Source organism: Shewanella loihica PV-4 (assembly GCF_000016065.1).
GTDB classification, from domain to species: Bacteria; Pseudomonadota; Gammaproteobacteria; order Enterobacterales; family Shewanellaceae; genus Shewanella; species Shewanella loihica.
Genome location: NC_009092.1, coordinates 4,356,865 through 4,379,953 on the forward strand (window position 1 = coordinate 4,356,865; position 23,089 = coordinate 4,379,953).

The window sequence follows — 23,089 nt, forward strand, 5'->3', positions numbered from 1 at the left end:
TACATAATTTAGTTCACTTTGTAATCTGTGCCCAATTCGTTAAACAGGAGCACAGCATGAACAACCCAGCTTACCCAAGAACCTTCTCACACATAGGCATCTCGGTGCCGGACCTCGATGCGGCCGTCGCCTTCTACACTGAGGTACTGGGCTGGTATCTCATCATGAAACCCACAGAAATTGTTGAGGATGACAGCGCCATCGGCGAGATGTGTACCGACGTCTTCGGCGCGGGATGGGGCTCGTTTCGTATCGCCCACCTGGCTACCGGCGACAAGATAGGTGTCGAGCTTTTCCAGTTTGCCAATCAGCAGAACCCGGAAGACAACTTCGAATATTGGAAGACGGGCGTATTCCACTTCAGCGTACAGGACCCGGATCTCGAAGGCCTGGTAGAGAAGATTGTCGCCGCCGGTGGCAAGAAGCGCATGCAGGCGCCGCGTTACTACTACCCAGGCGAGAAGCCTTACCGCATGATCTATATGGAAGATCCCTTCGGTAACATCTTAGAGATCTACAGCCACAGCTATGAGCTGACCTATAGTGCGGGCGCTTACTAATACCAAACACTAGCCCATAAAAAAGGCCAACCCTAATCACAGGGCTGGCCTTTTGGTATCGGTTTAGGCTAGTCAGAACAAGGCATTAGCCTTGAATGCCCGAGTGTCTCAGCAGGGCGTCGATCTCTGGCTCACGGCCTCTGAAGCGCTTAAACAGCTCCATCGGCTCCAGGCTGCCACCCATCTCGAGAATGTTCTCCAGGAAGCTGCGACCGGTATCGGCGTTGAAGATCCCCTCTTCCTCAAAGCGCGAGAAGGCATCGGCCGACAACACCTCGGCCCACTTGTAGCTGTAGTAACCCGCGGCGTAACCACCGGCAAAGATATGGGCGAAGCTGTGTTGGAAACGGTTGAAATCGGCGGCCTTCACCACGGCAACCTGATCTCTCACCTCATCCAACTTGGCCTGAATATGGGCGCCCTCTGCCGGGTCATATTCCAGGTGCAGGCGGAAGTCGAACAGCGAAAACTCCAGCTGACGCAACATCATCATGCCTGACTGAAAGTTCTTCGCCGCCAGCATCTTGTCTAGCATGGCCTTCGGCAATGGCTCATGGGTCTCGAAGTGTCCGGAGATCTCGGCCAGGGCTTCCTCCTCGAAGCACCAGTTTTCCATGAACTGACTCGGCAGCTCCACCGCATCCCAAGGCACACCATTGATACCTGATACGCCCGCCACGTCTATCTTGGTCAGCATATGATGTATACCGTGACCGAATTCGTGGAATAGAGTCGTCACCTCGTCGTGGGTAAACAGCGCAGGCTTACCATTGACCGGGGCATTGAAATTACAGGTGAGGTAGGCCACCGGCTTCTGCAGGCCATGGGCGGTTTGACGACGCACGCGGCAATCGTCCATCCAGGCGCCACCACGCTTGCCCTCGCGAGCATAGAGATCCAGGAAGAAACTGCCTCTGTGCTCGCCCTTGGCATCTTTGATATGGAAGAAGCGCACATCTTTGTGCCAGCTGTCGAAATGTTCCTGCTCCTCTATGGTCAGACCGAACAGGCGCGACACGGTATAGAAGAGGCCTGACAGCACACGATCTTCAGGGAAGTAAGGACGCAGCAGCTCCTGGGAGATCTCGTATCTGTGATGCTTGAGTTTCTCGGCATAATAAGTGAGATCCCATGGGGCCAGCTCGATAACGCCAAACTCTTTCTCGGCGAACGCGGTCAGCTCGGCAAGCTCATTCTGTCCCTGCTGTTTAGAGCGGGCCGCCAACTCGTTAAGGAAATCCAGCACCTGCTGAGGCGACTCGGCCATCTTGGTCGCCAGCGACTTGTGGGCGAAGCTGTCGAAGCCCAGCAGTTTAGCCAGCTGATGACGCAGATCTAAGATCTCATCCATCAGCGGACCGTTGTCGAACTCACCTGCGTTAGGGCCCTGATCCGAGGCGCGGGTCACGAAGGCGCGGTAGCACTCCTCCCGCAGCTGACGGTTGTCGCTGTAGGTCATCACGGGTAGGTAAGAGGGGAAGTCCAGGGTAAACAACCAACCTTGCTGCTCTTTGGCCTCGGCCATCGCCTTGGCTGCGGCAATGGCAGACTCGGGCAAGCCTGCCAGCTCCTGCTCATCGGTCACCAACTTGGTCCAGGCCTGGGTGGCGTCCAACAGCTGATTAGAGAAGCTACTGGTTAACTCAGATAAACGTTTAACCAGTTTTCCATAAGTTTGTTTATCTTCATCGTTTAATCCGATACCAGATAACTCGAAATCACGCAGGCTGTGGGTGATGCTGGTTTGCTGCGCCTGACTTAGCTGGGCAAACTCGTCGGACTCCTTCAGCGCCTTATAGGCCTGATACAGCCCCTGATGCTGACCCACATAGGTGCCATATTCCGACAAGAGCGGCAGGCAGGCATCGTGGGCGGCGCGCCACTCATCAGTGCTGAGCACAGAGTTCATGTGCGACACGGGCGACCAGATCTGGCTCAATTCGTCATCCACCTGCTCGAGCGGTGCGATCAGGTTATCCCAGGTGTAGGGACCGCCACTGGCGAGCACCTCATCGATCTTCTGGCGACAATTAGCAATCCCCTGCTCGACGGCTGGCTGAATATGCTCGGGTTTGATTTGCGAAAATGGCGGTAATTCACTGCCGCTTAGCAAAGGGTTACTCATCTGGTGTCCTCGTCAATCTTAGGGTATTGAGATTATGTATGGGCGATGGCGCGACTATTCAAGCATCTTTAGCAAACTAGCGCGCCGAAGAGAGCTAAACCCAGGATTTAACAGCTAGGTTTATAAACCTAACACTTAAAACCTAGAAGTAAGACCTAGCAGCAGCCTGGATGAAAAACCTTGATCTAGAACAAGGCTATATTTACTTCACATTTACAACACAGATATTGCCAAGCGGATCGCAAATGCAACCAATTCTCATTTATGTTTAATATTTAACCCATTACTATTCATCCCGATCCCAAACTTATTTCAGTGTTACACCCATGAACAGATTGATCAGCCACTCATGCATTATCGGCCTACTGCTGGCCGGTACCGCCAACGCCGCCGACCAGGCCATTACCGGCACTGTCGATGACTCGCATATCAACAACATCATCAGCCACAGTGAAGGCCCGGATACCAACGTCATCCTCGACCTGGGGTGGGACTCGAAGTATATCTCAGAGGGGCGTAGCAACTTAGACAAGGGCGGCATCTACTGGGCAACCGCCGCCGTGCAGATCGACGATCTCACCCTGTTTACCACAGTCGGTCGGGGCGATAGCCAATACTACATAGAATGGAACATGGGGCTGGAATATGGCTTCGAGCTTGGCGACAACTTAAGTGCCGCCCTAGGTTACCAGCGCATCGAGGCCTACGGCGATGAGCGCTGCGGCGATAACGAGCTGTTCGCCACCCTGGAATACACGGGCATCGCCTGGCTAACCCCTTCGCTGACCTACACCTACTCCACCGAGGCGGCGGGTTACTTTGTCGAGGCCAGCCTGCACAGCGAATGGCCTGTCTCAGACAGACTCACACTGACGCCCTATGTCACCCAGGCGTTCGACTTCCAATATGTGACCGAAGCGCACAACGGCCCTAACCATTTTCAGTTTGGTCTCGAGGCCCAATATCAGCTGGCCGACCGCCTGGTACTCTCGGGCCACCTGAGCCGCACCCTGGCCCAGGAAGATATTAAGCAGGAAAACCCAGACACCAAGGGCAGCCTCAACAATACCTATGCGGGCCTACACCTCACCTTCAGTTTCTAAGGCTCTAGCTTTCTAGGCTATAACCTGCAAGACGATGTCCTTCATTGAAAGCTGGCTCGCCATGAACTAGCTTTATCTAAGGCTGGCAAGGAGTGCCAGCCCTGACTTGGAGGACACGGAATGTCTGGCCACTATCGAACGCTTACCTATTTCACCTTAAACGCTATCGCACTCTCGCTGCTATTTATCTGTGCCGCTCAGGCCCAAGATAAAGACGCGCCGCTAAACTCTAAGGCGATAGCTTCCGAGACGATCACCCTGCCCGCCGACGGCGCCCTGGACAGCGAAGGTAATCCACTCCTCATCCCTGACAACCCAACCGGCGCCCTTAACTATCGCGCCAGCCCTACGCAGCCCAAGTCGCGCCGGGATAAGAGAGCCACCCAAAAGCCCAAACAGAAACGCACTAAGAAACTAAGTCAAAAACAGCTAAGCCGTAAACAGCAGCTGGCCAGTCGCCAGCATGTGGCCGACGACCCCAGCTGCCGTTGGCTCGACAAGCGTATGTCGCATCTGGAGAAGAGCCTCAAGCGGCAAGCGAAACAAGATTACGGCTATCAGGACGAGGAGCTACGCGCCCGCCAGAGCGAATGGGTCTGCATGAAATGCGGCGCCGAGGGGCCAAGCCAGAGCGATCACCACAAGTGCCAGTACCGGCGCTAATCGCAAACTCATTTGAAAGTCATACGCCCTGACGCGGGTCTAGTGCTAAAGGGCGCACACACCTCTGGTTTGCTTGTCGCTTTACCCCTACAATGACCCCCATATGCAATCCTTCGAATTTGGAGAAAAAGATGGCTCAACATTTTGACTATATCTGTTTAGGCGCCGGCAGCGGCGGCATCGCCTCGGCCAACCGTGCGGCCATGCGCGGTGCCAAGGTACTGCTGATCGAAGCCAAGGCTCTGGGCGGCACCTGCGTAAACGTCGGCTGCGTCCCTAAGAAAGTCATGTGGTATGGCGCCCAAGTCGCCGAGGCCATGCACCTGTACGCCAAAGACTATGGCTTCGACGTATCGGTCAATAAATTCGATTGGAGCAAGCTGGTCGAGAGCCGCGAGGCCTACATAGAGCGCATCCACGGCGCCTACGACAGAGGCCTGGACAGCAACGGCGTCACCCTGGTGCGCGGCTATGGCCAATTCGTCGACAACAACACCATAGAGGTGAATGGCGAGCACTACAGCGCCGACCATATACTAATCGCCACCGGCGGCACCCCGACCATTCCCAACATTCCGGGCGCCGAATATGGTATCGACTCAGACGGCTTCTTCGCCCTCAACGAACAGCCTAAGCGTGTGGCCGTAGTCGGCGCAGGCTATATCGCCGTCGAGCTGGCGGGTGTACTCCATGCCCTGGGCAGCGAGACTCACCTGTTTGTGCGCAAGCATGCACCGCTGCGCAGCTTCGACCCTATGCTGAGTGAGGCCCTGATGGAGTCTATGGCCACCGACGGCCCTAGCCTACACACCCACAGCATTCCAGAATCTGTCACCAAGAACGCCGACGGCTCACTGACCCTCAAGCTGGAAAATGGCGAGAGCTATGAGATCGATACCCTAATCTGGGCCATCGGCCGTCGTCCATCCACCGACAAGATCGGCCTAGAAAACACAGACGTTAAGCTTAACGACAAAGGTTATGTGGTGGTCGATGCCCAGCAGAACACCACAGCCAAGGGCATCTACTGCGTCGGCGACATCATCGAAGGCGGCATAGAGCTTACCCCGGTTGCCGTGAAGGCGGGTCGCCTGTTGTCAGAGCACCTATTCAACGGCATGACAGATGCCAAGATGGATTACAGCCTGGTGCCAACCGTAGTATTCAGCCACCCTGCCATAGGCACCATGGGCCTCACCGAACCCGAGGCGATCGCCCAATATGGCGAGGAGAACGTCAAGGTCTACAACTCGGGCTTCACCTCTATGTATACGGCGGTCACCGCCCACCGTCAGGCCTGTAAGATGAAGCTGGTGTGCGCCGGTAAAGAGGAGAAGGTCGTGGGCATCCACGGCATCGGCTACGGCATGGATGAGATACTGCAAGGCTTCGGCGTCGCCATCAAGATGGGCGCCACTAAGGCCGACTTCGACGCCGTCGTCGCCATCCACCCCACAGGCGCCGAAGAGTTCGTTACTATGCGTTAATACGCTTGTTGCTTGATTGAGAGAACAGCAAAAGGCCAGACAACTGTCTGGCCTTTTTAATGCTGCCGCGATGAGAGTTGGCACTCATCTTGTGTAGATATCGGCTAAGGCAGCATTAATGTATTAGCAACGCCAACGCGATACCTAAACCATTGCACCGTAAACACGAAATCCAACCTTAATCTTAAAAATCAAGCGTTTGGAATCACTCTGAAATACTTTGTTATAAATACTTTCTCTAGCGATCTTTTCTTTTAAATAGCGACGTTATTCCAGCTCCACCACCAACCGCAAGTGTTGACCCAAGGATGATTTTAACTAGTTCAAATTGCTTCAAGAGCATAGCTGTCATGATCAAAACGAACACCATGCAGAGCAAACCAGACAATACTAAAATCATACGTTTATGCTGCTTGTCTTCCAGTTCAAGATCTAACTGCTCTTGTTTTGCTTTATTATCAAAGTACTTATCGGCAACTGAAAAACCGTTTTCAGCTACCATTTCCACTGTCTTTGCTATTTGCTCGATATGCTTCATTCGAGCATTTAACTGCTCGATATGTGCTGGCAAATCTTTTTCTATTTCTACAACATTGTTTTTACTCAAGTTACCTCCTTGTACTTATTGCCCTATTAAGCTGTGAGCAACGCAATAACGATACCGCTGCATACCACCTTAATCAGTTAAAACCAACGCATACTGAAAATGCCACGCGTCGCGAATCCCTCTTAAACAGTGTGTTATATGTGGAACTAAAAGTCGCCACTTATGTTAATCATAGCCATTTTTACAGAACCCTCAGACTTTCCAATCTTGAGAGTAGGTTTGCGATATGCATCTCGAGTTCGCTCAGCTTCAATTACACTTATGTCTTGTACATCAAATAACTTGAATAATTCTCGATTATTCAAAACGTCTTCATCATCTGTAGAAAAAATTAATTGTAATTCAGGATCTAATTTAGACAATTTATCTAGTAACTCTTTTACTTTCATTGTGACTCCAATTTCAACATTTAGGAAAACATATAACGGCCTGTTAAGGGGGGAGCAACGCAATACCGAAGCACCTGCAAACCACCTTAATCATTGAATACGACGCATAGCAAAAATACACACATTACAAATTACTCCTCAACAGTTTGTTAGGTTTACTCCAGAGTATCATCTGGATTTTCTTTAAATTCTGTTGGAGGGATATATCGAAAGTACATTACATCTGCAGGACTACCATCTTTCTTTTTCAAAGTGTCAGAGTAATACATTGTCACTTCTTCATTTTGAACATAATCCTCTGGAATAGTTACACCTACGGAATTTAATATTGCTTCAAACATTCCTCTTGGGGTTTGATTCCATATTTGATACGCCTTCTCTATTTGTCGTCCTTCGAATGTTGCGGCTTCTGGTATACCCTGAATCTTCTTGAATGCGTCTAAAGCTCCATCGCTAAAATGATACAAATACTCTTCAAGCTGGTTACGCCTGTAGGAGTCAATAACCAGAGCACCCAGATAACCTGTAAATAAATCTATTTTCTCTCCACCTTGTGCATCCATCGGTTGACTGAGATCCGGACGTCCGTTAAAACCGGTATGTGGATCTTTATGGCATACGTGACATAAAGTAATTCCATTTCCGGTTTGAAACTTTAAGTGCTTCCAAAAGCTCTTGCGGATTATGTGGTGAGCAGAAAGTTTCTTCTTCGAGTTACATATAATGCACCTGTGGCCATCTCGCTCTCTTATGAACATACTCCAGAGGCTCAAGCAGTACGAGTTACTCCTTTGTTTTTCTATAGCTTTAACTAACCTGCTATACACAATATCTAAATCAGCCAATTTCTTTGACTCCAATGTAAACCTAGCACATCAATAACCGTCGCAGATTTTCTGCGTCCGGCGCCGAAGGCACGAAGTTGATTGATTTGACATAACCATCATATGAGTGTCTGGAGCTTAGTTAATATTACCTCCGAATATAAGCCTGCTAGTACTCCTATAATCAGCCCACCTGTAAAATCTTCAACTGTAATCGCTTTGTTTGTTTCAGGTTTTCTAGATGCCAACAAACTAATCACCAAGCCTAATGCTAAACTACCAACTAGAATTCCCCAGTTCAGAGCCAAGCCTTCCCCAGACATTAGCGTGCTCTTTATTGCGTACCCAACTGCAGCTCCTACCATTCCCCCGGTAGGGACGGAGAAAGCTGAAGGGTAAATAAATATTCTCGTTGAACTTGAGCGTGTATGAACTACGTCTTCACCCTCAACTCTGTATGAAATTTTAAAAGATAGATCCATCTTTTTCTGCTTCAGCAGATGTGGTGCCTTAAAAGAAAATGGAAAAGAAATAGTGCTGCCTTGGGGAAGGGATACTCCTTTCGAAAAGACTTTGCTCTGTTCTTTTTCTAGCTTAGACATTACACGTTCTAACTTTTCTTTGTTTATTGCGTATGCTTTTGCAAGAAATGAATCTTCATCTTCAAAGCTAATAACTTCCTTTTCTAACTTTTCTACATCTTCCCACTCATCAATCTTTAGCGCCTCTTCTGCCCAGTACGGAGTTGTGGGTTGCGATTTCCGCTTTGAAAAAATTGACGCATAAACATCAACTGCCTCAACAAGCGTAAACGCCAATTGCTCCGATAAAGACTGCTTTTTTCTTCGTTTTCTCGCATAGGCACTTTCTACGGCTCTCTCAAGATCACGAATAAGTCGTCTCTTCTTGTCTTCTAATGCGTTTAAATTCGAAGATTCTAGGCCATTATTGAGCGAAATCTCTCTTCCTGCAGAGAGTGTGTTAAACACCTGTAGATCAGATATTTCTTTACCTGAAGCATTAGTGATATTTAGAGCTACGGCATACTCTTGGCTTCCAGCAATATAATCTTGAGTCGTTAAATTTACTGCAATGTGCTCTGAATTTTTCACCGATGTTCCTTACTGGTTATAACGCTAATTTGCGAGAAAGCGGACATGCACCCCCTGATGCATTTAGCCAAACGTAAATATAAACATCTGAAATATAAATAATAACAGTATGTCATTACTAAAATAAAGTGATCTGCCGCAAAACAATACTCACTTATTTTCAGGAAAGAGCGAGCCCTGTAATACTTCTTATTTAATACAAACAAGGCTATCCAAAACTCTTATTGCTACACAAAGGTCACAGCGAAACATCAAATAGACAGGGTATTAAGCAGATCTATCAGCCTTATCCTTCATTCCAGACTTAGTCTACTCCTGGCGCTGAATCGCTGAACATCAGCCAAAAGTGTGACTTGCACGGCACTGCAAGGTGAGTCAAATCCAGCATAGATAACACTCCCGCCAAGCCTTGGGTTCAGCAACAAAATCCATTGTGGTCACGACAAAAAAAATTAGCTTTTCTCCAGTGGGGTTTATCAATAAGGTCGCGCCCTAAACAGGCGATGGAAAACCTCAGACAATCGAATGAAAACCAAGGAAAAAAGTCAGCGGTGCCACGGTGGTGGCCAATTATGACTATAGTTAAGCCAACTGAGCTTTTCTGCTGGCCGCGCGCCGTGCTTAGGTGACCTCACCCCCACGCGACGCCTAGCGCCGTCGCTGTCGATTGTTCGCCCTGAGGCCAACAATCACTTTGAATTTGAAAGCATTATTTTTTAATTACTTAAAGATTTACACTAAGGAAGTAGAGATGCGTATTGCAATCTTGTCTCGCAATGAAAACTTATACTCCACCCAACGCCTGAAAGAAGCCGGCGAAGCTCGCGGCCACGAGGTGGACATCATAGATACACTGCACTGCTACATGGATATCACCAGCAGCAACCCAACCGTGCGTTACATGGGTAAGGTACTGCCTAAGTATGATGCCGTGATCCCTCGCATCGGCTCGTCGATCACCTTCTACGGTACGGCCGTGGTGCGCCAGTTTGAGATGATGGGCACCTTCTGTGTCAACGAGTCTGTGGCCATCAGCCGTTCTCGCGATAAGCTGAGATCCCTGCAGCTGCTGTCACGCAAGGGCATCGGCCTGCCACGTACCGGATTTGCCAGCAAGCCCGACAAGATCCAGGATTTGATCAAGAACGTGGGCGGCGCGCCCCTGGTGATCAAGCTGCTGGAAGGCACCCAGGGCATAGGCGTGGTCTTGGCCGAAACCAATAAGGCGGCCGAGAGCGTGATCGAGGCCTTCATGGGTCTCAAGGCCAACATTCTGGTGCAGGAGTTCATCAAGGAAGCGGGCGGCGCCGATATCCGCTGCTTCGTGGTGGGTGATAAGGTAGTGGCGGCCATGAAGCGTCAGGCGGCCGAAGGCGAATTTCGCTCTAACCTGCACCGTGGTGGTGTGGCCCAGCTGGTGCGCCTCTCTAAGGATGAGCGTGCGACGGCCCTCAACGCCGCCAAGGCGATGGGGCTAAACCTCTGTGGTGTGGATATCTTGCAATCGAACAACGGCCCAGTGGTGATGGAAGTGAACTCCTCGCCCGGACTGGAAGGGATAGAACAGGCGACCGGTAAGGATGTGGCCGGGCTGATCTATGAATTTATTGAGAAGAAGGCGAAACCCAACGCCAACAGAACTCGCGGAAAAGGCTAAATGAGCGAAGCACTTACCATAGCGGGTGTCGATATCCAGCCCGGCACCCAGCACCAGCTTGAACTACCGGTAGCCAGCCTGTACACGGACACTCAGGTGTCGATACCTGTGCATGTGATCCGCGCTAAGAAAGATGGCCCCAAGGTGTTTGTCAGCGCCGCGGTGCATGGCGATGAGCTCAATGGTATCGAGATCATCCGCCGGTTGATCCAGAGTAAGCTCAAGCTGCTCAAGGGTACCTTGATCTTGGTGCCCATGGTCAATGTCTATGGAGTGCTGAATCAGAGCCGTTACATGCCCGACAGGCGTGACCTTAACCGCTGTTTTCCCGGTTCGCCCAAGGGGTCGCTGGCCGGACGGGTGGCATACACCTTCTTAAACAGCATAGTGCAGCACTGCGACTATGGTATCGACCTGCATACCGGGGCTATCCACAGATCTAACCTGCCACAGATACGTGCCAACCTGGATGACGAGCAGACCCTGGCCCTGGCTCAGGCCTTCGGCGTGCCTGTGCTGCTCAACGCCAACGTGCGCGACGGCTCGCTGCGGGAAGCCGCGGTGAACAAGGGCACCCGGGTGCTGCTGTATGAGGCAGGCCAGGCGCTAAGGTTTGACGAGCTGTCGATACAGACAGGCGAGCGGGGGATCCTCAATGTGCTGTCGTCACTTGGGCTGATCCGTAAACGCCGCCTGCGCAAGAAGATAGAACCCTTCATCGCCAACCGCAGCGACTGGACCCGCGCCTCGGCCAGCGGCTTCGTGTGCGAGTTTGCCAAGCTGGGCGCCTATGTGGAGAAGGGCCAGGTGCTGGCGGAGATCAACAGCCCACTGGGCGAGCTGATCCAGAGCGTGGTATCGAACCGCACGGGTATCGTCATAGGCAAGCAGAATATCCCCCTGGTGCTGGAGGGAGACGCCATGTTCCATGTGGCCTACTTTGGTAGCGCCGCCGACGAGGTGGCGGAACATATTGAGATAATGAACGATCAGATAATGCCGCTGACCACCCAGACCATCTAGGGGCGGCCAAGACATTAAGGGATACAAGCGATGAACAAGATCATCATAGGCAACTTAGAGGCCTGCGATCTGCCGGATCTGGGCATCAAGGATCTGCAGGTACGCATCGACACGGGCGCCAAGACCTCCGCCCTGCACGTGGATAACCTCAAGCGGATCAAGGTGGGCGGGCGGCCCTATGTCGCCTTCGACCTGCATCCGGACGTGTATGACCTGGAGCAGATAGTCCACTGTAAGGCGCCGGTGCGCGACTCGCGCCGCATCAAGTCCTCCAACGGCGAGGTAGAGCAGCGCTGCGTGATAGCGACCACACTCAAGCTGGGGGAGCATGAGTGGCCCATAGAGCTGACCCTGAGCAATCGCCAGGACATGACCTACCTGATGCTGCTGGGCCGTGAGGCCATGGGCGATCGCGTCCTGGTGGATCCCTCCCAGAGTTTTCTGATTAACGGCTAGCCAGTGAGTGCCTGTTATCGCAGGCACTCGCAACACCTTTGCCGACCAAAGGTCAGCGTTTCAATGGTTTAGTTAACGGCTTTCCCTTACACTGTCCCCCAAGCTCAACCAAGGACATCCCCTATGACAATGCCAGACCCAACAGCACAAACCGATCAGGCGGCCAGAGACGATTTACTCGCCCGCGTCATCGACATTGTCAGCCATCCCGAGGCGGAGGAGCTACCCTCCCTCGGCTTTATCAGCGACTATTCCGATGCCGACCTGGCCGACCTGCTGGAGTCGGTGAGCGACCAGTATCGTTCGCCCATCTGCCGTAAGATCCCTATCGACCGCGGCTGGCCCATATTGCACCTGCTGCACTATGAAACCGCCCGCCACGTCTTAGATCTGCTCAGCCCCGAGCAGCTACAAGGGCTGGCACGGCGCATCTCTGAGATAGATATCCTCACCTTCGCCGAGATTCTGCCCGGCGACATAGTCGAAGACTATCTGGATCAGCAAGAAGCCCTCACCACGGAGCAGATGCAGCAGGCGCTGAGCTACCAGGATGAGGCCGTCGGCCGTTACCTCAACAACAATATTCTGCGCTCGCGTCCAACCGCCACGGTCGGCCGGGTGCTGGAGCGCCTGAACAAGCAGAAGCAGCGGGAGTATGTGGCCGTGTATGGCGTCGATGCCGAGGGACAGTTCCACGGCGGCTGTACCCTGGAGCAGCTCTATCGTGAGGATCCCGCCACGCCATTGTCTGAGTGTCTCACCGAACTCGAGGCCGTAGGCGACGAGCTGGATATCACTCAGGCGGCGCAGCAGTTTAATCCGGCGGCAGGCTTTGCCTGGGTGCCGGTGGAGAAAGGCGGCAAGATCATCGGCGCCATCGCCCTGTCGACCCTGATGCACCGCCTCAAGGAGCGAAGCCTGGAGGTGCTGGTGTCTGAGACCCCACAGGATGAGGAAGACCTCTTCACCCCGGTTGGCGTGGCGGCGCGCATGCGAGCCATCTGGCTGACCACCAACCTGCTGACGGCCTTTCTCGCCTCCTGGGTGATCGGCCTGTTTGGCGACGCCCTGCAACAGGTGGTGGCCCTGGCCATACTCATGCCGGTAGTCGCCAGCATGGGCGGCATCGCCGGCAGTCAGACCCTGGCGGTGGCCCTTCGGGGTATCGCGCTGAACCACTTGAAGCGCAGCAACCTCACCCTGCTGCTGGACAAGGAGCTGAAGATCGCCGCCTTCAACGGCGTGCTACTGGGCGCCCTCATAGGTGTGGTGGTCAGTTGGTGGTTCTCCTCCCTGGCGCTGGGGGGCATCATCTTCGTGGCCATCGTCTTCAACAGCCTGGCGGCGGCCTCGTCGGGTACGGTTATTCCCTTTTTGCTCAAGCAGATGCGTATCGACCCTGCGGTGGCGGGCTCGGTGATCCTCACCACAGTCACAGACGTGGTGGGCTTCTTCATCTTCCTCGGCCTGGGTAGCCTGCTCCTGCTGAGCTAGCCCTAGACTTGGTGTTGATATGAGTCGAGGCATGCGGCGTAGCACAAGACGGCGCGGCGAAACCTGACATAGGTAAGGTTAATAGGCTCGAATCTGTGGTAAAACACCCGGCATTCGAAAACGGTGGGCAGGATAAAACCTGCCCATCTGGTTAAACAAGATATGGAACCGATGAAAGCATTGTTTCAAAAGTGGCCCTTTCCCCCCGCTCAGGCGATCTTCTTTGTCGCCGGCGCCCTCTGTCTGACACCGGTGATCTCCTCCCCCATCGCCCTGGTGATCGGCTTCACCCTGGCAAGCCTAGGTTTGGTACCCCACAATCTGGATATCGGCGCCCTGACCAAGAAGCTGCTGGCCTACGCCATTATCGGTCTCGGCTTCGGCATTCAGCTCGACGCTGCCATCAGCGCCAGCAGCCAAAATATCGGGCTGATCTTAGGCTCTATCGTATTCACCCTGCTGCTGGGGACTGCCCTGGGTAGACTGCTCAGAGTCGATGCCAAGCTGAGCCATATGATCGCCTCGGGCACCGCCATCTGTGGTGGCAGCGCTATCGCCGCTGTGGCCCCGGCCATCAAGGCAGACAGCCAGGATACGGCCATAGCGTTGGCGACCGTGTTCGTGCTCAACTCCATCGCCCTATTTCTGTTTCCGGCCCTCGGGCATCTGTTGCAGCTGAGTCAGTATCATTTTGGGGTATGGAGCGCCATCGCCATCCACGACACCTCGTCGGTCGTGGGCGCCGCCTCGGCCTATGGTGACGAGGCGCTGCGCACCGCCACCACGCTCAAGCTGGCCAGGGCCCTGTGGATAGTGCCGGTGGCGCTGGTGAGTGCCATGGCGTTTGGCGGCAATCGACGCAAGATCGCCGTGCCTTTCTTTATCCTCTTCTACTGTCTCGCCATACTGCTGGCGCACTTCCTGCCTCAGGGGCAGGTGCTGTATGACGGCATCTTTGCCTTGTCTAAGCGGGTGTTGGTGCTGTGTCTGTTTATGATCGGCGCGGGGATCACCATAGGTAAGATGCGCCAGGCGGGAATGCGGCCGATGGCCCTGGGATTACTGCTTTGGCTGATTATCGGCGCGGGTTCTCTGCTCTACATCATCAACTTTAGCTGAGACGCTGTAGCGCCACACCAGGGTCACTATGGTGATAAAGGCCACCAGCTCCACCAGGGATCGGGTTAGCCCTGTGGTGAGCCAGGACGCCAACAGGAAGGCGCAACATAAAAGCACTAGCCACTTCTTCATCTTTGCCTCCTTATATTTGACCAAATGGTCTGGCGAAATGATCGAGTGGCTATTATTTATTGCCGCCGAAATCTCAGCAAATATCCGTTTTTACTAACAAATAGCTGAATCGGCTAAGCACTAAATCGACTAACTTATGACGGCGTAGGGATCCTTATCGGCGTCGCTGTTCCATTGATATTCGGTGAGCGTCTCTATCTTCCGCGCCTGAGCCTCGCCATAGGTTTGGGCGATATAGAAGAGGGCTGCATCTATCCCCGCCGACACGCCGGATGAGGTGAGGAAACGGCCATCGTCCACCCAACGGGCGCTGGGCTGCCAGATAACCTTGTCGTTTAATCCTGTCACCCAGGTATAGGCCATCTTGTTGGTGGTGGCGCTCACGCCATCGAGCAGATCGGCCTTGGCCAATAAGGCCGCGCCGGTACAGACGGAGAACACCTTGTTAGAGACCTTCACCTGACGCCTCAGCCAGTCCAACAGGCGAGTGTCGTCCACCAGCTTGCGCGTGCCCATGCCGCCGGGGACCAGCAGGAGATCGCACTCGACCACCTCATCGAGCTGGCGATCGGCCACCACTCGCGGCCCCTGATAGCTGCGCACGATAGACTGGGGGCCGATAAGGGTGATCTCGACGCTGGGCAGATGCCCCAACATCTCTAGCGGGCCATGAAGATCTAAGGTTTCATAGTCGTCAAACACCAGGGCCAGCACCTTGAGCGGCGCCTGGGGTTGATCACCCGACGGTAAATGCTGCTGTATTTGATTCGACGTCGGACTCGCGGCAAAAAGCTTAGGGGAGAGACCGGCGGCGAATACCGCGCCGCCGGCCAGGATAAATTCTCGTCTGTTCATCTATGAGTTAAGCCAGTTTAGGTAAGAGGTTGGCGCCAGTGTAACCGCCCACGACGCGCCATACAGCGCGGCATGGGACTTCTGCTAGCCAGCGCGCAAATCCTGTGAAACCTTGATGCCTGATCCAGATCAGTAGAAAGGCGTAGGATCCACATCCAAACTGCTGGGCGACACGCCGCGCTCGATGAAGAGATCCGATTTAAGCAGATCCACCATGGTCACCTCGGTGTAATGCTTATGCTTCACCGAATAGAAGGTCTTGAGCACGGGATGCAGGGCGTCTCTGTCTTTCGCCTCCCAGACGATGCCAATCCGACCGTCAGAGAGCTGCACCAGTGAACCCACGGGGTAGATACCGACGCAGCGGATAAACTCATACACCAGCTTCTCATCCAGATGGAAGGGGGTCAGGCTGAGTAGAATCTTAAAGGCGGCAGCCGGGCTCATCGCCTCCTTGTAGCAGCGAGTCGCGGTCAGGGCGTCGAAGATATCCACGATACAGCTCATGCGGCCATGGAGGGAGATCTCCTCTCCCTTTAGACCATTGGGATAGCCCTTGCCATCGAGCTTCTCGTGGTGCATCAGACAGACGTCGCGGCTGATCTGCGACAGATCCTCTGTCTCGGCCAGGATCTCCTGAGCATAGACCTGATGCAGCTTCATATGCTCAAACTCTTCCGGCGTCAGGCGCCCCGGCTTGTGCAGTATGCGATTATTGACGCGCACCTTGCCGATATCGTGCAAGATACCGCCCACCGCTAACTGTTTGAGCACGCTACGCTTAAGCTTGAGATAGCGACCAAAGGTCACCAGCAGGAAGGCCACATTGATGGAGTGTTCCAGCAGGTAGGCATCTTTAGAGCGCAGGGCCGAGATACACTTGAAGGCGTCGGCATCGAGCATGACGGATTCGAGCATCTTGTCCGCCAGCGCCTCGAAGGGCTCTACCTTGACCGCCTTACCCTCGAAGGTCTCGGACAAGACCTTCTTGACCAGATCTTTCGCCTCGCTCATCAGGCGTTTGGCCTTCTCCTGGGACTGATCCCGGGTCAGGCGTATTATCTTCTCCGGCTCTTGTTTCGGCCTGAGTCCACACTCTGGCGCCGACCTTTCTACGTCGACCCAGACATACTCGATACCGTTACGCACCAGCTTATCTATGGCTTGTCGATCTTTAATCTGTCCCGGATTGGTGATATTGACTCTTCCCTGATGATCGATAGCCGCAACATACATACCCAGCGCCAGGTTTGGCACCGGCACCTTCATGACATCCGCTTTTTCGTTCACACTTTCGGTCATACCGCTTTCCAAAAAATCACCCGGTTTTCGCATCCGCTCCTTTTTAGCCTAGTCTAAATCCCTTAGCTTCGGTGCGATTGCCTGTGAAAACACTGTGATAGGAGGAAATTATAGTATGCCTGGGCGCGGCAGAACGCCAGAGGCCGGCGAGGATAGTTTCAGGCTGAAGGCCGATTTATCCCCATTTGCCGGCCCCCGAAAATGATGCAAGTTTTTGTAAAGCAAAGACTAATATACTGCTACAAGAAGGTACACTCGATGGCGTCGATCAACCAACGACGACGGGCACAATTAACGCAGGAACGCTCGATATCATCCACCTGCTCATCCTCATCGTCGGCGATGAAGCCGTCGCACTCAGCCGCCAGTTGTCGCGAGGCGGCATAGTCTTCCCCGGTTATGGTCAGTTGCCAGCGCCCCTGGCGTAGTTCAAATGCTTGCTGCATCTTGCTCCTCATCGACTTTACTGTGTGGGCCGTTAATAGTGTTTCAGCTGCTGCTTGAGGGCGTTGCGCCAGCGGCCCTGATCCTCATACACCAGTAGAGAGACCTGATGATCCCGATAGACGGCCTTGACCTTGCCAGACAGATAGAGGAGCGTCTTGAAGCAGAGCTGCTCGCCGCTATTGCTGAGCACACGGTCGACCCCGGTCAGCTCGATCGCCTCACCGACCGAGAGTGACACCTCGCCCGCCTCTAGGCCGGGCAGGTTAAACTGCCCCTTGATGCGACCATCGTTGCCCTGCAGCCTAAGTCCCAGCCCCGCGAGTGCACCTATGATCCCCTGCCCAGTGCCGCCATGTTCACTCAGGTGTATGCCAAGCAGCTCGGCCAGGGCGTAGGCTTGCGCCTTGGTCTTCACCTCTTCCTTAGCCTGCTCGCCGAAGGCGATGAGCGCCTCACGATCACATGAATGCTGCAGATCCAGCAGGGCGATGCCGGGGTCGGACGCCGCGGCGCTCTCGCTACGCAGATGGGCCACGGCTATCTCTAATATCTCATCCTGAGACTTAGCGGTGCGCACCTGAAAACACATGGCGCTGTTATGGGAGGTGTAGGGAATATCAGGGTGCACATAGAGCTGATGCCTAGTCACGAAGGCGCAGCGGCTCAGGTGATTATCGCTCAGCAGATGCGCTATCTCCTCGGCGATCTCCCCGGTTCCCTTGGTGCCGATATCATCGGTATCGTCGATGCACACCAACCAAGATCTCAACCCAGATGCTCTCACCATGCTTATATCTCCTCTCTATCAATCAGGTCGTGGCTACGCAGTCGCTCCAGTACGGGCGGCACCAACATGGCCGCCAACAGGGCGAAGAAGCTGCCAAACAACAGGCTCTTACCGAACTGTAGCGCCACCACTTGGGTGCTCAGCCCCGCCAGCAGCCCCTCGATAAGCCCCTTGCTGGCCCAGGCCAGGGTGCCCACCAGCGCCAGTATGATGCAGCGCCACTTGAGCGCCAGCAGGCTGGGCAGTAGCAGCAGGCAGATATCCATGGCGATAGCCGGCAGGCCAAACTTCACCAGCAGGAAGGGACCGCCCTTGCCGACGCCCAGGGTCATGGCCATCATGCCCGCCAACAGGCCACACAGGCTGATGGCACCGCGCTTACCCACGGCGCCATAGCAAATTAAATAGAAGAAGCTCATCAGGAACATGGAATGTCCCGACAGCCCTAGTTTTAGCCTCAGCATCCCCTTCAGCGCCACCAGCAGGGTGGCACAGAAGCCGATAAACAGGGCGTCATTTAGGTTGAATCCTTTATTGTTCATACGCTTGGTTCTCACTAATAGGGCCAGTGGGTCGGCTTGGGATGACGACCAAACTGGCGCAGCCTGGCCGCTGTGGCCATCTGCTTGGATAGTTTTAACAGCTGGATCAGCAGCGGATAGAGCACGCAGTAGATCAGCTCGCGCCAATGCTTGGGACGCCACAACGACTTGAGGCGAATGTTGGCGCCGCGCATCACCTGCATCTGATAGATCTCCCGCGTCTCCTGCCCTAGGTAAGGCAAGATGCCGAAGCAGGCGGCCAGCACGAAGGCCCACTTGTGGGGCAGACAGAAGCTGAGCACCTCGCCGATTCGCTGGGGCGAGCAGGCCACCGACAGCCACCAGCCGGGGATCATGGCCATCAAGATGCGGCACACGGCGATAATCCCCTCGGGTAGACGCTCGAGTCCGTGCAGCAACAGATAGAGCAGGCTAGTGATCGCCAACTGACTGGTGAAGATCACCAACAGCCCCCTGAGTCGCCCGCCCAGGTAACGACCCTGTATCAGCAACAGCAAGTTCGCCAGGCCCAGGTAATGCAGCCATGACTGGGGCAACAGGAAGGCGCAACTGGAGAGCCCCAGGGCGAGAAGGATGGCGAGCGCGCACCAGCGGGTATCGTTGACCGCGAAGTGGCGTTTAGCACGGCGCACTCCAGGCGCGCGCACGCCGCGTCTAGCCCACACGTGAATACGCCTGTGGCGAGGCCGAGAGAGATTCGAGACGCCCATCCACCACCCGCCAGAGGCGATCCACCGGCAGCGCCGCAATCGGCCTGTGACTGGCGATCACCAGGGCTGTGCCCTGACGGCTCAGCTCGGTCAGCAGCGCCACTATCTTGTCGGTGAAGTGCTCGTCCAGCCCGGCGAACGGGTCATCCAGTAGCAGTAGCTTGGGCCTGAGACAGGCTAGCGACGCCAGGGCGATCAGATGCTGCTGACCGTAGGAGAGCGTATGAGGCGAGTGCCGCGCCAATGTAGTCAACCCAAGTTGCCCCAGGAGTTCGATGGCCCGCTCCAGCGGCAAGCCGAAACGCTTGAGGCTAAACTGCATCTCCTCGATAACGGTATTTTCAAACAGCTGTCGACTCGGCCGCTGGTGCAGCAAGGCAAGGTCGGCGCCGAAGCGTCCCAACTTGGGCTTCTTGCCAAACACCTTGATGCCCAAGGGATCGATATCCGCCTGAATACCGGCCAGACTCTTGAGCAGGGTACTCTTGCCGCAGCCGTTGTCGCCCACCAGGGCGGCAATCTCACCGGGGAAGAGCAGCAGGGAGTCGGCGTCGAACAGCTTCTGGCGCTCACGAAACGCTAAGGTAAAGCCATGACTGTCGATGACGGCGCTACCCTGCGGCCAGGCCGGCGACTCGCGCCAACTTACCTGCTCCGAAGTCGCTTCACACTCCGCCGGCGCTAACGCCTGCAGTTGGCCCTGACTGAGCTGCCATCTGTGGGTAACCAGATCCTTGAAGACGCCTCTGTGATGCTCGACGATCAACAGAGCCACGCCCTGCTGCTTGAGTTGGTGGAGCACGGCCGACAGCTCGGCCACTCCCTGATCGTCCAGCTGCGCCCAGGGCTCATCGAGCAACAAGAGGTCTGGCTCGAGCACCAGCTGGGCGGCGATCATCAGGCGATAACGCTGTCCCAGAGAGAGGCTGGCGATGGGCGTGTCTAGGCTGATATAGAGGCCGACCCGTCTTAGGGCCGAGCGCACCTGCAGCAGCATCTCACTGCTGGCGACGCCTAAGTTTTCCAGGGCGAAGGCCACCTCGGCCCCCAGCGTCTGGCGCAGCAGCTGCACATTGGGGTCCTGCATCACCACGCCCAGGGTCGCCCCCTCGGCGATCTCACGCTCCCCCTCCCAGGGACGCTCCAGGATCCCCTGCAGCAGCTTGAGCAGAGTCGACTTACCACAGCCGGTGTAGCCGTGGATCAGGTGACACTCGCCGGCCGCTATGGTCAGATTAAGATCCTCAAACAGCGGCTGCGCCGCTGTCTGGAAGTTAAAATGGATCTGACTGAGTCGCACCAGGGCCATGGTTTATGCCTATAGCTGCCAGTTCACGCCCAGGAACAACTGACGACCCGCCTGAGGCAGCCCCTCGCTCTGATAGTAACGCTCATCGAGCAGGTTAGTGGCTCTGAGGTAGACAGACAGGGCGTCACCCGCGATAGGCTGGCTCAGCTTGAGATCCACCAGTGTGTAGTCATCCAGCGACTTCTCCACCAGCTGTTTCTGACCGGCCACCTTCTCTTCGGTGTGGAACACCTGGCCCATGATGTGCTCGATATTCAGGTTGATGCGGGTCGCAAAGCTAAACTCGTAATCCGCCTGCAGCCTGAATTTATGACGCGGACGGTACTCTAAGGTATCCAGTCCCGGCGCCGCATCCTTGTCTTCACTATCGAGGAAGCTGTAGCCGAAGCTCAGCGACAGGTTATCGATGCTCTGATCGCGTACCAGGAAGTCGACCCCCTTGAACTGATAGCGGCCCATGTTCTGATAGATGCCATCGACATCCTTGGCGATATAGTTGTCCGCATCCGTGTAGTAGGCCGCCAGGCTCAGATCTGTGTTGCTACCCAGCCCCTGTGCCAGACTCAGCTCCAGGTGTTTAGAGGTCTCAGATTGCAGATCTTGGTTACCCGACGAGAGTGAGTAGAGGTTGCGCATCGATGGGAAACGCACCTTACGGGCCACACCCAGATTGAGGCGAGTCGCTTCGGCGGCCTGCCAGTAGGCTGAGGCCTGCGCCGAGTAGTCGGACTCATCTTCACGCACACGTTGCTGCTCGTGTAGGGCGCCGCCCAGGCTGGCACCGATACTATCCTGTTGATACTGATATTCCGCCGCCAGGGTGTAGAGCCAGGACGAATCGTCGAATGACTCGGCGCCGCCAGAGCCATTACCACCGCCCGTGCCACCGCCGGTTCCTGAGCCAGAACCGCCACCTGTGCCAGATCCGCTACCCGACCCTGTTCCACTGCCTGAACCCGAACCGCTACCGGTTCCCGATCCCGAGCCTGATCCGCCCCCAGTACCTGAGCCCGAACCACCTCCAGTTCCTGTTCCAGATCCGCTGCCGGAGCCAGATCCTAAACCACTACCTGAACCACTGCCGGTGCCACTTCCTGTGCCTGTGCTGCCGGTATCTATCTGATTACTCTCTGACTCCCAGCTCTGGTGCTCGGCGATCAGGGCGCCGGTCAGCAGGTGACCCTTATCGAAGTCGGCGATCAGCTGCAGGTTACCGCCGCTGACCACAGAGCGGCCGTCCAGGCTCTGCTGCAGGCCGGCGAAACTGTCATCCAGATAACGGTTTTCCAGCACGTCAGACTGATTCTGGTAGATGAAGCCCCTCAGGGTCAGCAGCTCGTTGAATCTATGGGCCAGACCCAGTTGCACCGTATGGGCATCATAGTCGTCGACGCGTTCAAATTTGGCCTTACCAGAGGTTGTGCCATCGACGGCGGGCTTGCCCCACTCGCCGCTACGCAGGCTGAGGTTTGCCATCAGCTGGGTATTGTCCGACAGCCAGTAGCTGCCCTGGGCAAACAGGTTGTTGATCGTCTTGTCGCTGTTGAAACGGGTATCGCCCTGCTGCACCTCGGTATCCGGCTGATCGCCAGACACAGGCCAGCCATCGGTCTGCTGACGCGACAGCGATACCAGCCCCTGCCAGCGTTCGCCCGAGCCCGCCACTGTGACGTCGCCGTTGAAGGTATCGTTTTCGCCGCCCTCTAGATGGCCGGAGAAGCCGGGCACATCGGCGCCCTGTTTAGTGCGGATGTTGATCACGCCGCCGGCGCCGCCCGGACCATAGAGCACAGAGGTTGGGCCCATGGAGACGGTGACCGAGGCGATCTGGCTGGCAGGCACCACGCTAGGATCGAACTGACCATCTTCGGCGCCATTGGCCGGCACGCCGTTGATCAGATAGATGACGTGTCTGGCCTTAAAGCCGCGCACATCGACCCTGGGCGTGCCCTGGCCACCGGTACGCACATAGACGCCAGGGGCATTCTTCAGTACCTCGTCCAGGCTCTGGGCACCCATGGCCTGAATTTCATCGGCACTGATGGTCCAGCTACTCGTGGTCTGTTGCAGCGGCGTCGGCTTCTCGCCGGTCACCACTATGACTTCGGCCACATCTAAAATGGGCTCGTGTTTGACTTCCTCGGCCATGACCAGAGGACTGGCGGCAACCGCGGCTGCCACGAGTGATAATTTGAGACTGATTGGTTTGTTTTTCATGTTTTCATCGCTGTGTCATTTCCCTATGGCCGTCATTCTTCCGGCTTACACCTGTAGCAACAAGCTAACGAAAACCAAAAACAAACCCAGATCGACAAATTTGAACAAATGCCGCGGTGACGACGATAGGCAAGGGACATTTTGTCCA

23 protein-coding genes are annotated in these 23,089 nt (G+C 55.0%); 9 read left to right on the forward strand and 14 right to left on the reverse strand.

Translation table 11 applies throughout. The features are described from left to right. Positions 1-56 precede the first annotated feature (56 nt). Positions 57-560 carry a lactoylglutathione lyase family protein gene (locus SHEW_RS18935; protein WP_011867450.1) on the forward strand — a complete coding sequence of 168 codons (504 nt, stop codon included), beginning with the start codon at positions 57-59 and terminating at the stop codon, positions 558-560. A gap of 85 nt (positions 561-645) precedes the next feature. Here SHEW_RS18935 and prlC read toward each other — a convergent pair whose 3' ends face one another. Next, the gene (gene prlC, locus SHEW_RS18940) at positions 646-2,685 is read right to left on the reverse strand and encodes an oligopeptidase A (RefSeq protein WP_011867451.1); all 2,040 of its coding nucleotides are present in this window, start codon (positions 2,683-2,685) and stop codon (positions 646-648) included. A gap of 326 nt (positions 2,686-3,011) precedes the next feature. On the opposite strand from prlC, the gene SHEW_RS18945 reads away from it, so the two are divergent. From SHEW_RS18945 to gorA, 3 genes are all read left to right on the forward strand, one after another. Further along, positions 3,012-3,788, forward strand: a complete 777-nt coding sequence (locus tag SHEW_RS18945) for a hypothetical protein (RefSeq protein WP_011867452.1) — start codon at positions 3,012-3,014, stop codon at positions 3,786-3,788. A 120-nt stretch (positions 3,789-3,908) separates the two neighbouring features. Further along, positions 3,909-4,451 carry a hypothetical protein gene (locus tag SHEW_RS18950; RefSeq protein ID WP_011867453.1) on the forward strand — a complete coding sequence of 181 codons (543 nt, stop codon included), beginning with the start codon at positions 3,909-3,911 and terminating at the stop codon, positions 4,449-4,451. A 131-nt stretch (positions 4,452-4,582) separates the two neighbouring features. Further along, positions 4,583-5,938, forward strand: coding sequence for a glutathione-disulfide reductase (gene gorA / locus SHEW_RS18955; RefSeq protein WP_011867454.1), 1,356 nt, complete (start codon positions 4,583-4,585; stop codon positions 5,936-5,938). A gap of 238 nt (positions 5,939-6,176) precedes the next feature. Here the strand turns inward: gorA and SHEW_RS18960 are convergent, their stop codons facing one another. The 4 genes from SHEW_RS18960 to SHEW_RS18975 all read right to left on the reverse strand — a co-directional run bounded on the left by SHEW_RS18960 (position 6,177) and on the right by SHEW_RS18975 (position 8,870). Continuing rightward, positions 6,177-6,545, reverse strand: coding sequence for a hypothetical protein (locus SHEW_RS18960; RefSeq protein WP_011867455.1), 369 nt, complete (start codon positions 6,543-6,545; stop codon positions 6,177-6,179). Between the two features lie 146 nt (positions 6,546-6,691). After that, positions 6,692-6,934 (reverse strand): hypothetical protein, encoded by a 243-nt coding sequence (locus tag SHEW_RS18965; RefSeq protein ID WP_041406797.1) that lies wholly within the window; start codon positions 6,932-6,934, stop codon positions 6,692-6,694. Between the two features lie 155 nt (positions 6,935-7,089). Continuing rightward, the gene (locus SHEW_RS18970; RefSeq protein ID WP_150099994.1) at positions 7,090-7,779 is read right to left on the reverse strand and encodes an HNH endonuclease; all 690 of its coding nucleotides are present in this window, start codon (positions 7,777-7,779) and stop codon (positions 7,090-7,092) included. A gap of 98 nt (positions 7,780-7,877) precedes the next feature. Beyond that, entirely contained in the window at positions 7,878-8,870 is a 993-nt protein-coding gene (locus SHEW_RS18975) for a hypothetical protein (protein WP_011867457.1), read from the reverse strand. Positions 8,871-9,621: 751 nt separating this feature from the next. Between SHEW_RS18975 and rimK the strand changes: the two genes are divergently transcribed. From rimK to SHEW_RS19000, 5 genes are all read left to right on the forward strand, one after another. Next, positions 9,622-10,527: a 30S ribosomal protein S6--L-glutamate ligase gene (gene rimK, locus SHEW_RS18980; RefSeq protein WP_011867458.1), complete on the forward strand. Its 906-nt coding sequence runs from the start codon at positions 9,622-9,624 to the stop codon at positions 10,525-10,527. After that, positions 10,528-11,550 (forward strand): succinylglutamate desuccinylase/aspartoacylase family protein, encoded by a 1,023-nt coding sequence (locus SHEW_RS18985; protein WP_011867459.1) that lies wholly within the window; start codon positions 10,528-10,530, stop codon positions 11,548-11,550. Positions 11,551-11,580: 30 nt separating this feature from the next. Then, the gene (locus SHEW_RS18990) at positions 11,581-12,006 is read left to right on the forward strand and encodes an ATP-dependent zinc protease family protein (protein WP_011867460.1); all 426 of its coding nucleotides are present in this window, start codon (positions 11,581-11,583) and stop codon (positions 12,004-12,006) included. A gap of 123 nt (positions 12,007-12,129) precedes the next feature. Then, positions 12,130-13,500 (forward strand): magnesium transporter, encoded by a 1,371-nt coding sequence (locus SHEW_RS18995; RefSeq protein ID WP_011867461.1) that lies wholly within the window; start codon positions 12,130-12,132, stop codon positions 13,498-13,500. A gap of 171 nt (positions 13,501-13,671) precedes the next feature. Next, on the forward strand, positions 13,672-14,619 hold the full coding sequence (locus tag SHEW_RS19000; RefSeq protein ID WP_049766549.1) for a YeiH family protein: 948 nt from the start codon (positions 13,672-13,674) through the stop codon (positions 14,617-14,619). Here the strand turns inward: SHEW_RS19000 and SHEW_RS20780 are convergent. The 9 genes from SHEW_RS20780 to SHEW_RS19045 form a co-directional block, all read right to left on the reverse strand. Beyond that, positions 14,560-14,751, reverse strand: coding sequence for a hypothetical protein (locus tag SHEW_RS20780; RefSeq protein WP_150099995.1), 192 nt, complete (start codon positions 14,749-14,751; stop codon positions 14,560-14,562). The two genes, SHEW_RS19000 and SHEW_RS20780, sit on opposite strands and share 60 nt — an antisense overlap. A gap of 129 nt (positions 14,752-14,880) precedes the next feature. Continuing rightward, the gene (locus SHEW_RS19010; RefSeq protein WP_011867463.1) at positions 14,881-15,606 is read right to left on the reverse strand and encodes a DJ-1/PfpI family protein; all 726 of its coding nucleotides are present in this window, start codon (positions 15,604-15,606) and stop codon (positions 14,881-14,883) included. 129 nt (positions 15,607-15,735) lie between these two features. Then, the gene (locus SHEW_RS19015) at positions 15,736-16,908 is read right to left on the reverse strand and encodes an HD-GYP domain-containing protein (protein ID WP_041406802.1); all 1,173 of its coding nucleotides are present in this window, start codon (positions 16,906-16,908) and stop codon (positions 15,736-15,738) included. Between the two features lie 239 nt (positions 16,909-17,147). Beyond that, on the reverse strand, positions 17,148-17,354 hold the full coding sequence (locus SHEW_RS19020; RefSeq protein WP_011867465.1) for a hypothetical protein: 207 nt from the start codon (positions 17,352-17,354) through the stop codon (positions 17,148-17,150). A gap of 32 nt (positions 17,355-17,386) precedes the next feature. After that, positions 17,387-18,124: a DNA-binding protein gene (locus SHEW_RS19025; protein ID WP_041407528.1), complete on the reverse strand. Its 738-nt coding sequence runs from the start codon at positions 18,122-18,124 to the stop codon at positions 17,387-17,389. 20 nt (positions 18,125-18,144) lie between these two features. Further along, the gene (locus SHEW_RS19030) at positions 18,145-18,684 is read right to left on the reverse strand and encodes a hypothetical protein (protein WP_011867467.1); all 540 of its coding nucleotides are present in this window, start codon (positions 18,682-18,684) and stop codon (positions 18,145-18,147) included. Positions 18,685-18,698: 14 nt separating this feature from the next. Continuing rightward, complete coding sequence (locus SHEW_RS19035; RefSeq protein ID WP_223294744.1) at positions 18,699-19,370, reverse strand: energy-coupling factor transporter transmembrane component T; 672 nt, start codon at positions 19,368-19,370, stop codon at positions 18,699-18,701. Continuing rightward, the gene (locus tag SHEW_RS19040; RefSeq protein WP_011867469.1) at positions 19,360-20,724 is read right to left on the reverse strand and encodes an ATP-binding cassette domain-containing protein; all 1,365 of its coding nucleotides are present in this window, start codon (positions 20,722-20,724) and stop codon (positions 19,360-19,362) included. Before SHEW_RS19040 ends, SHEW_RS19035 begins: the two co-directional genes overlap by 11 nt. Positions 20,725-20,733: 9 nt before the next feature. Continuing rightward, on the reverse strand, positions 20,734-22,941 hold the full coding sequence (locus SHEW_RS19045; protein ID WP_011867470.1) for a TonB-dependent receptor: 2,208 nt from the start codon (positions 22,939-22,941) through the stop codon (positions 20,734-20,736). Between the last annotated feature and the right edge of the window lie 148 nt (positions 22,942-23,089).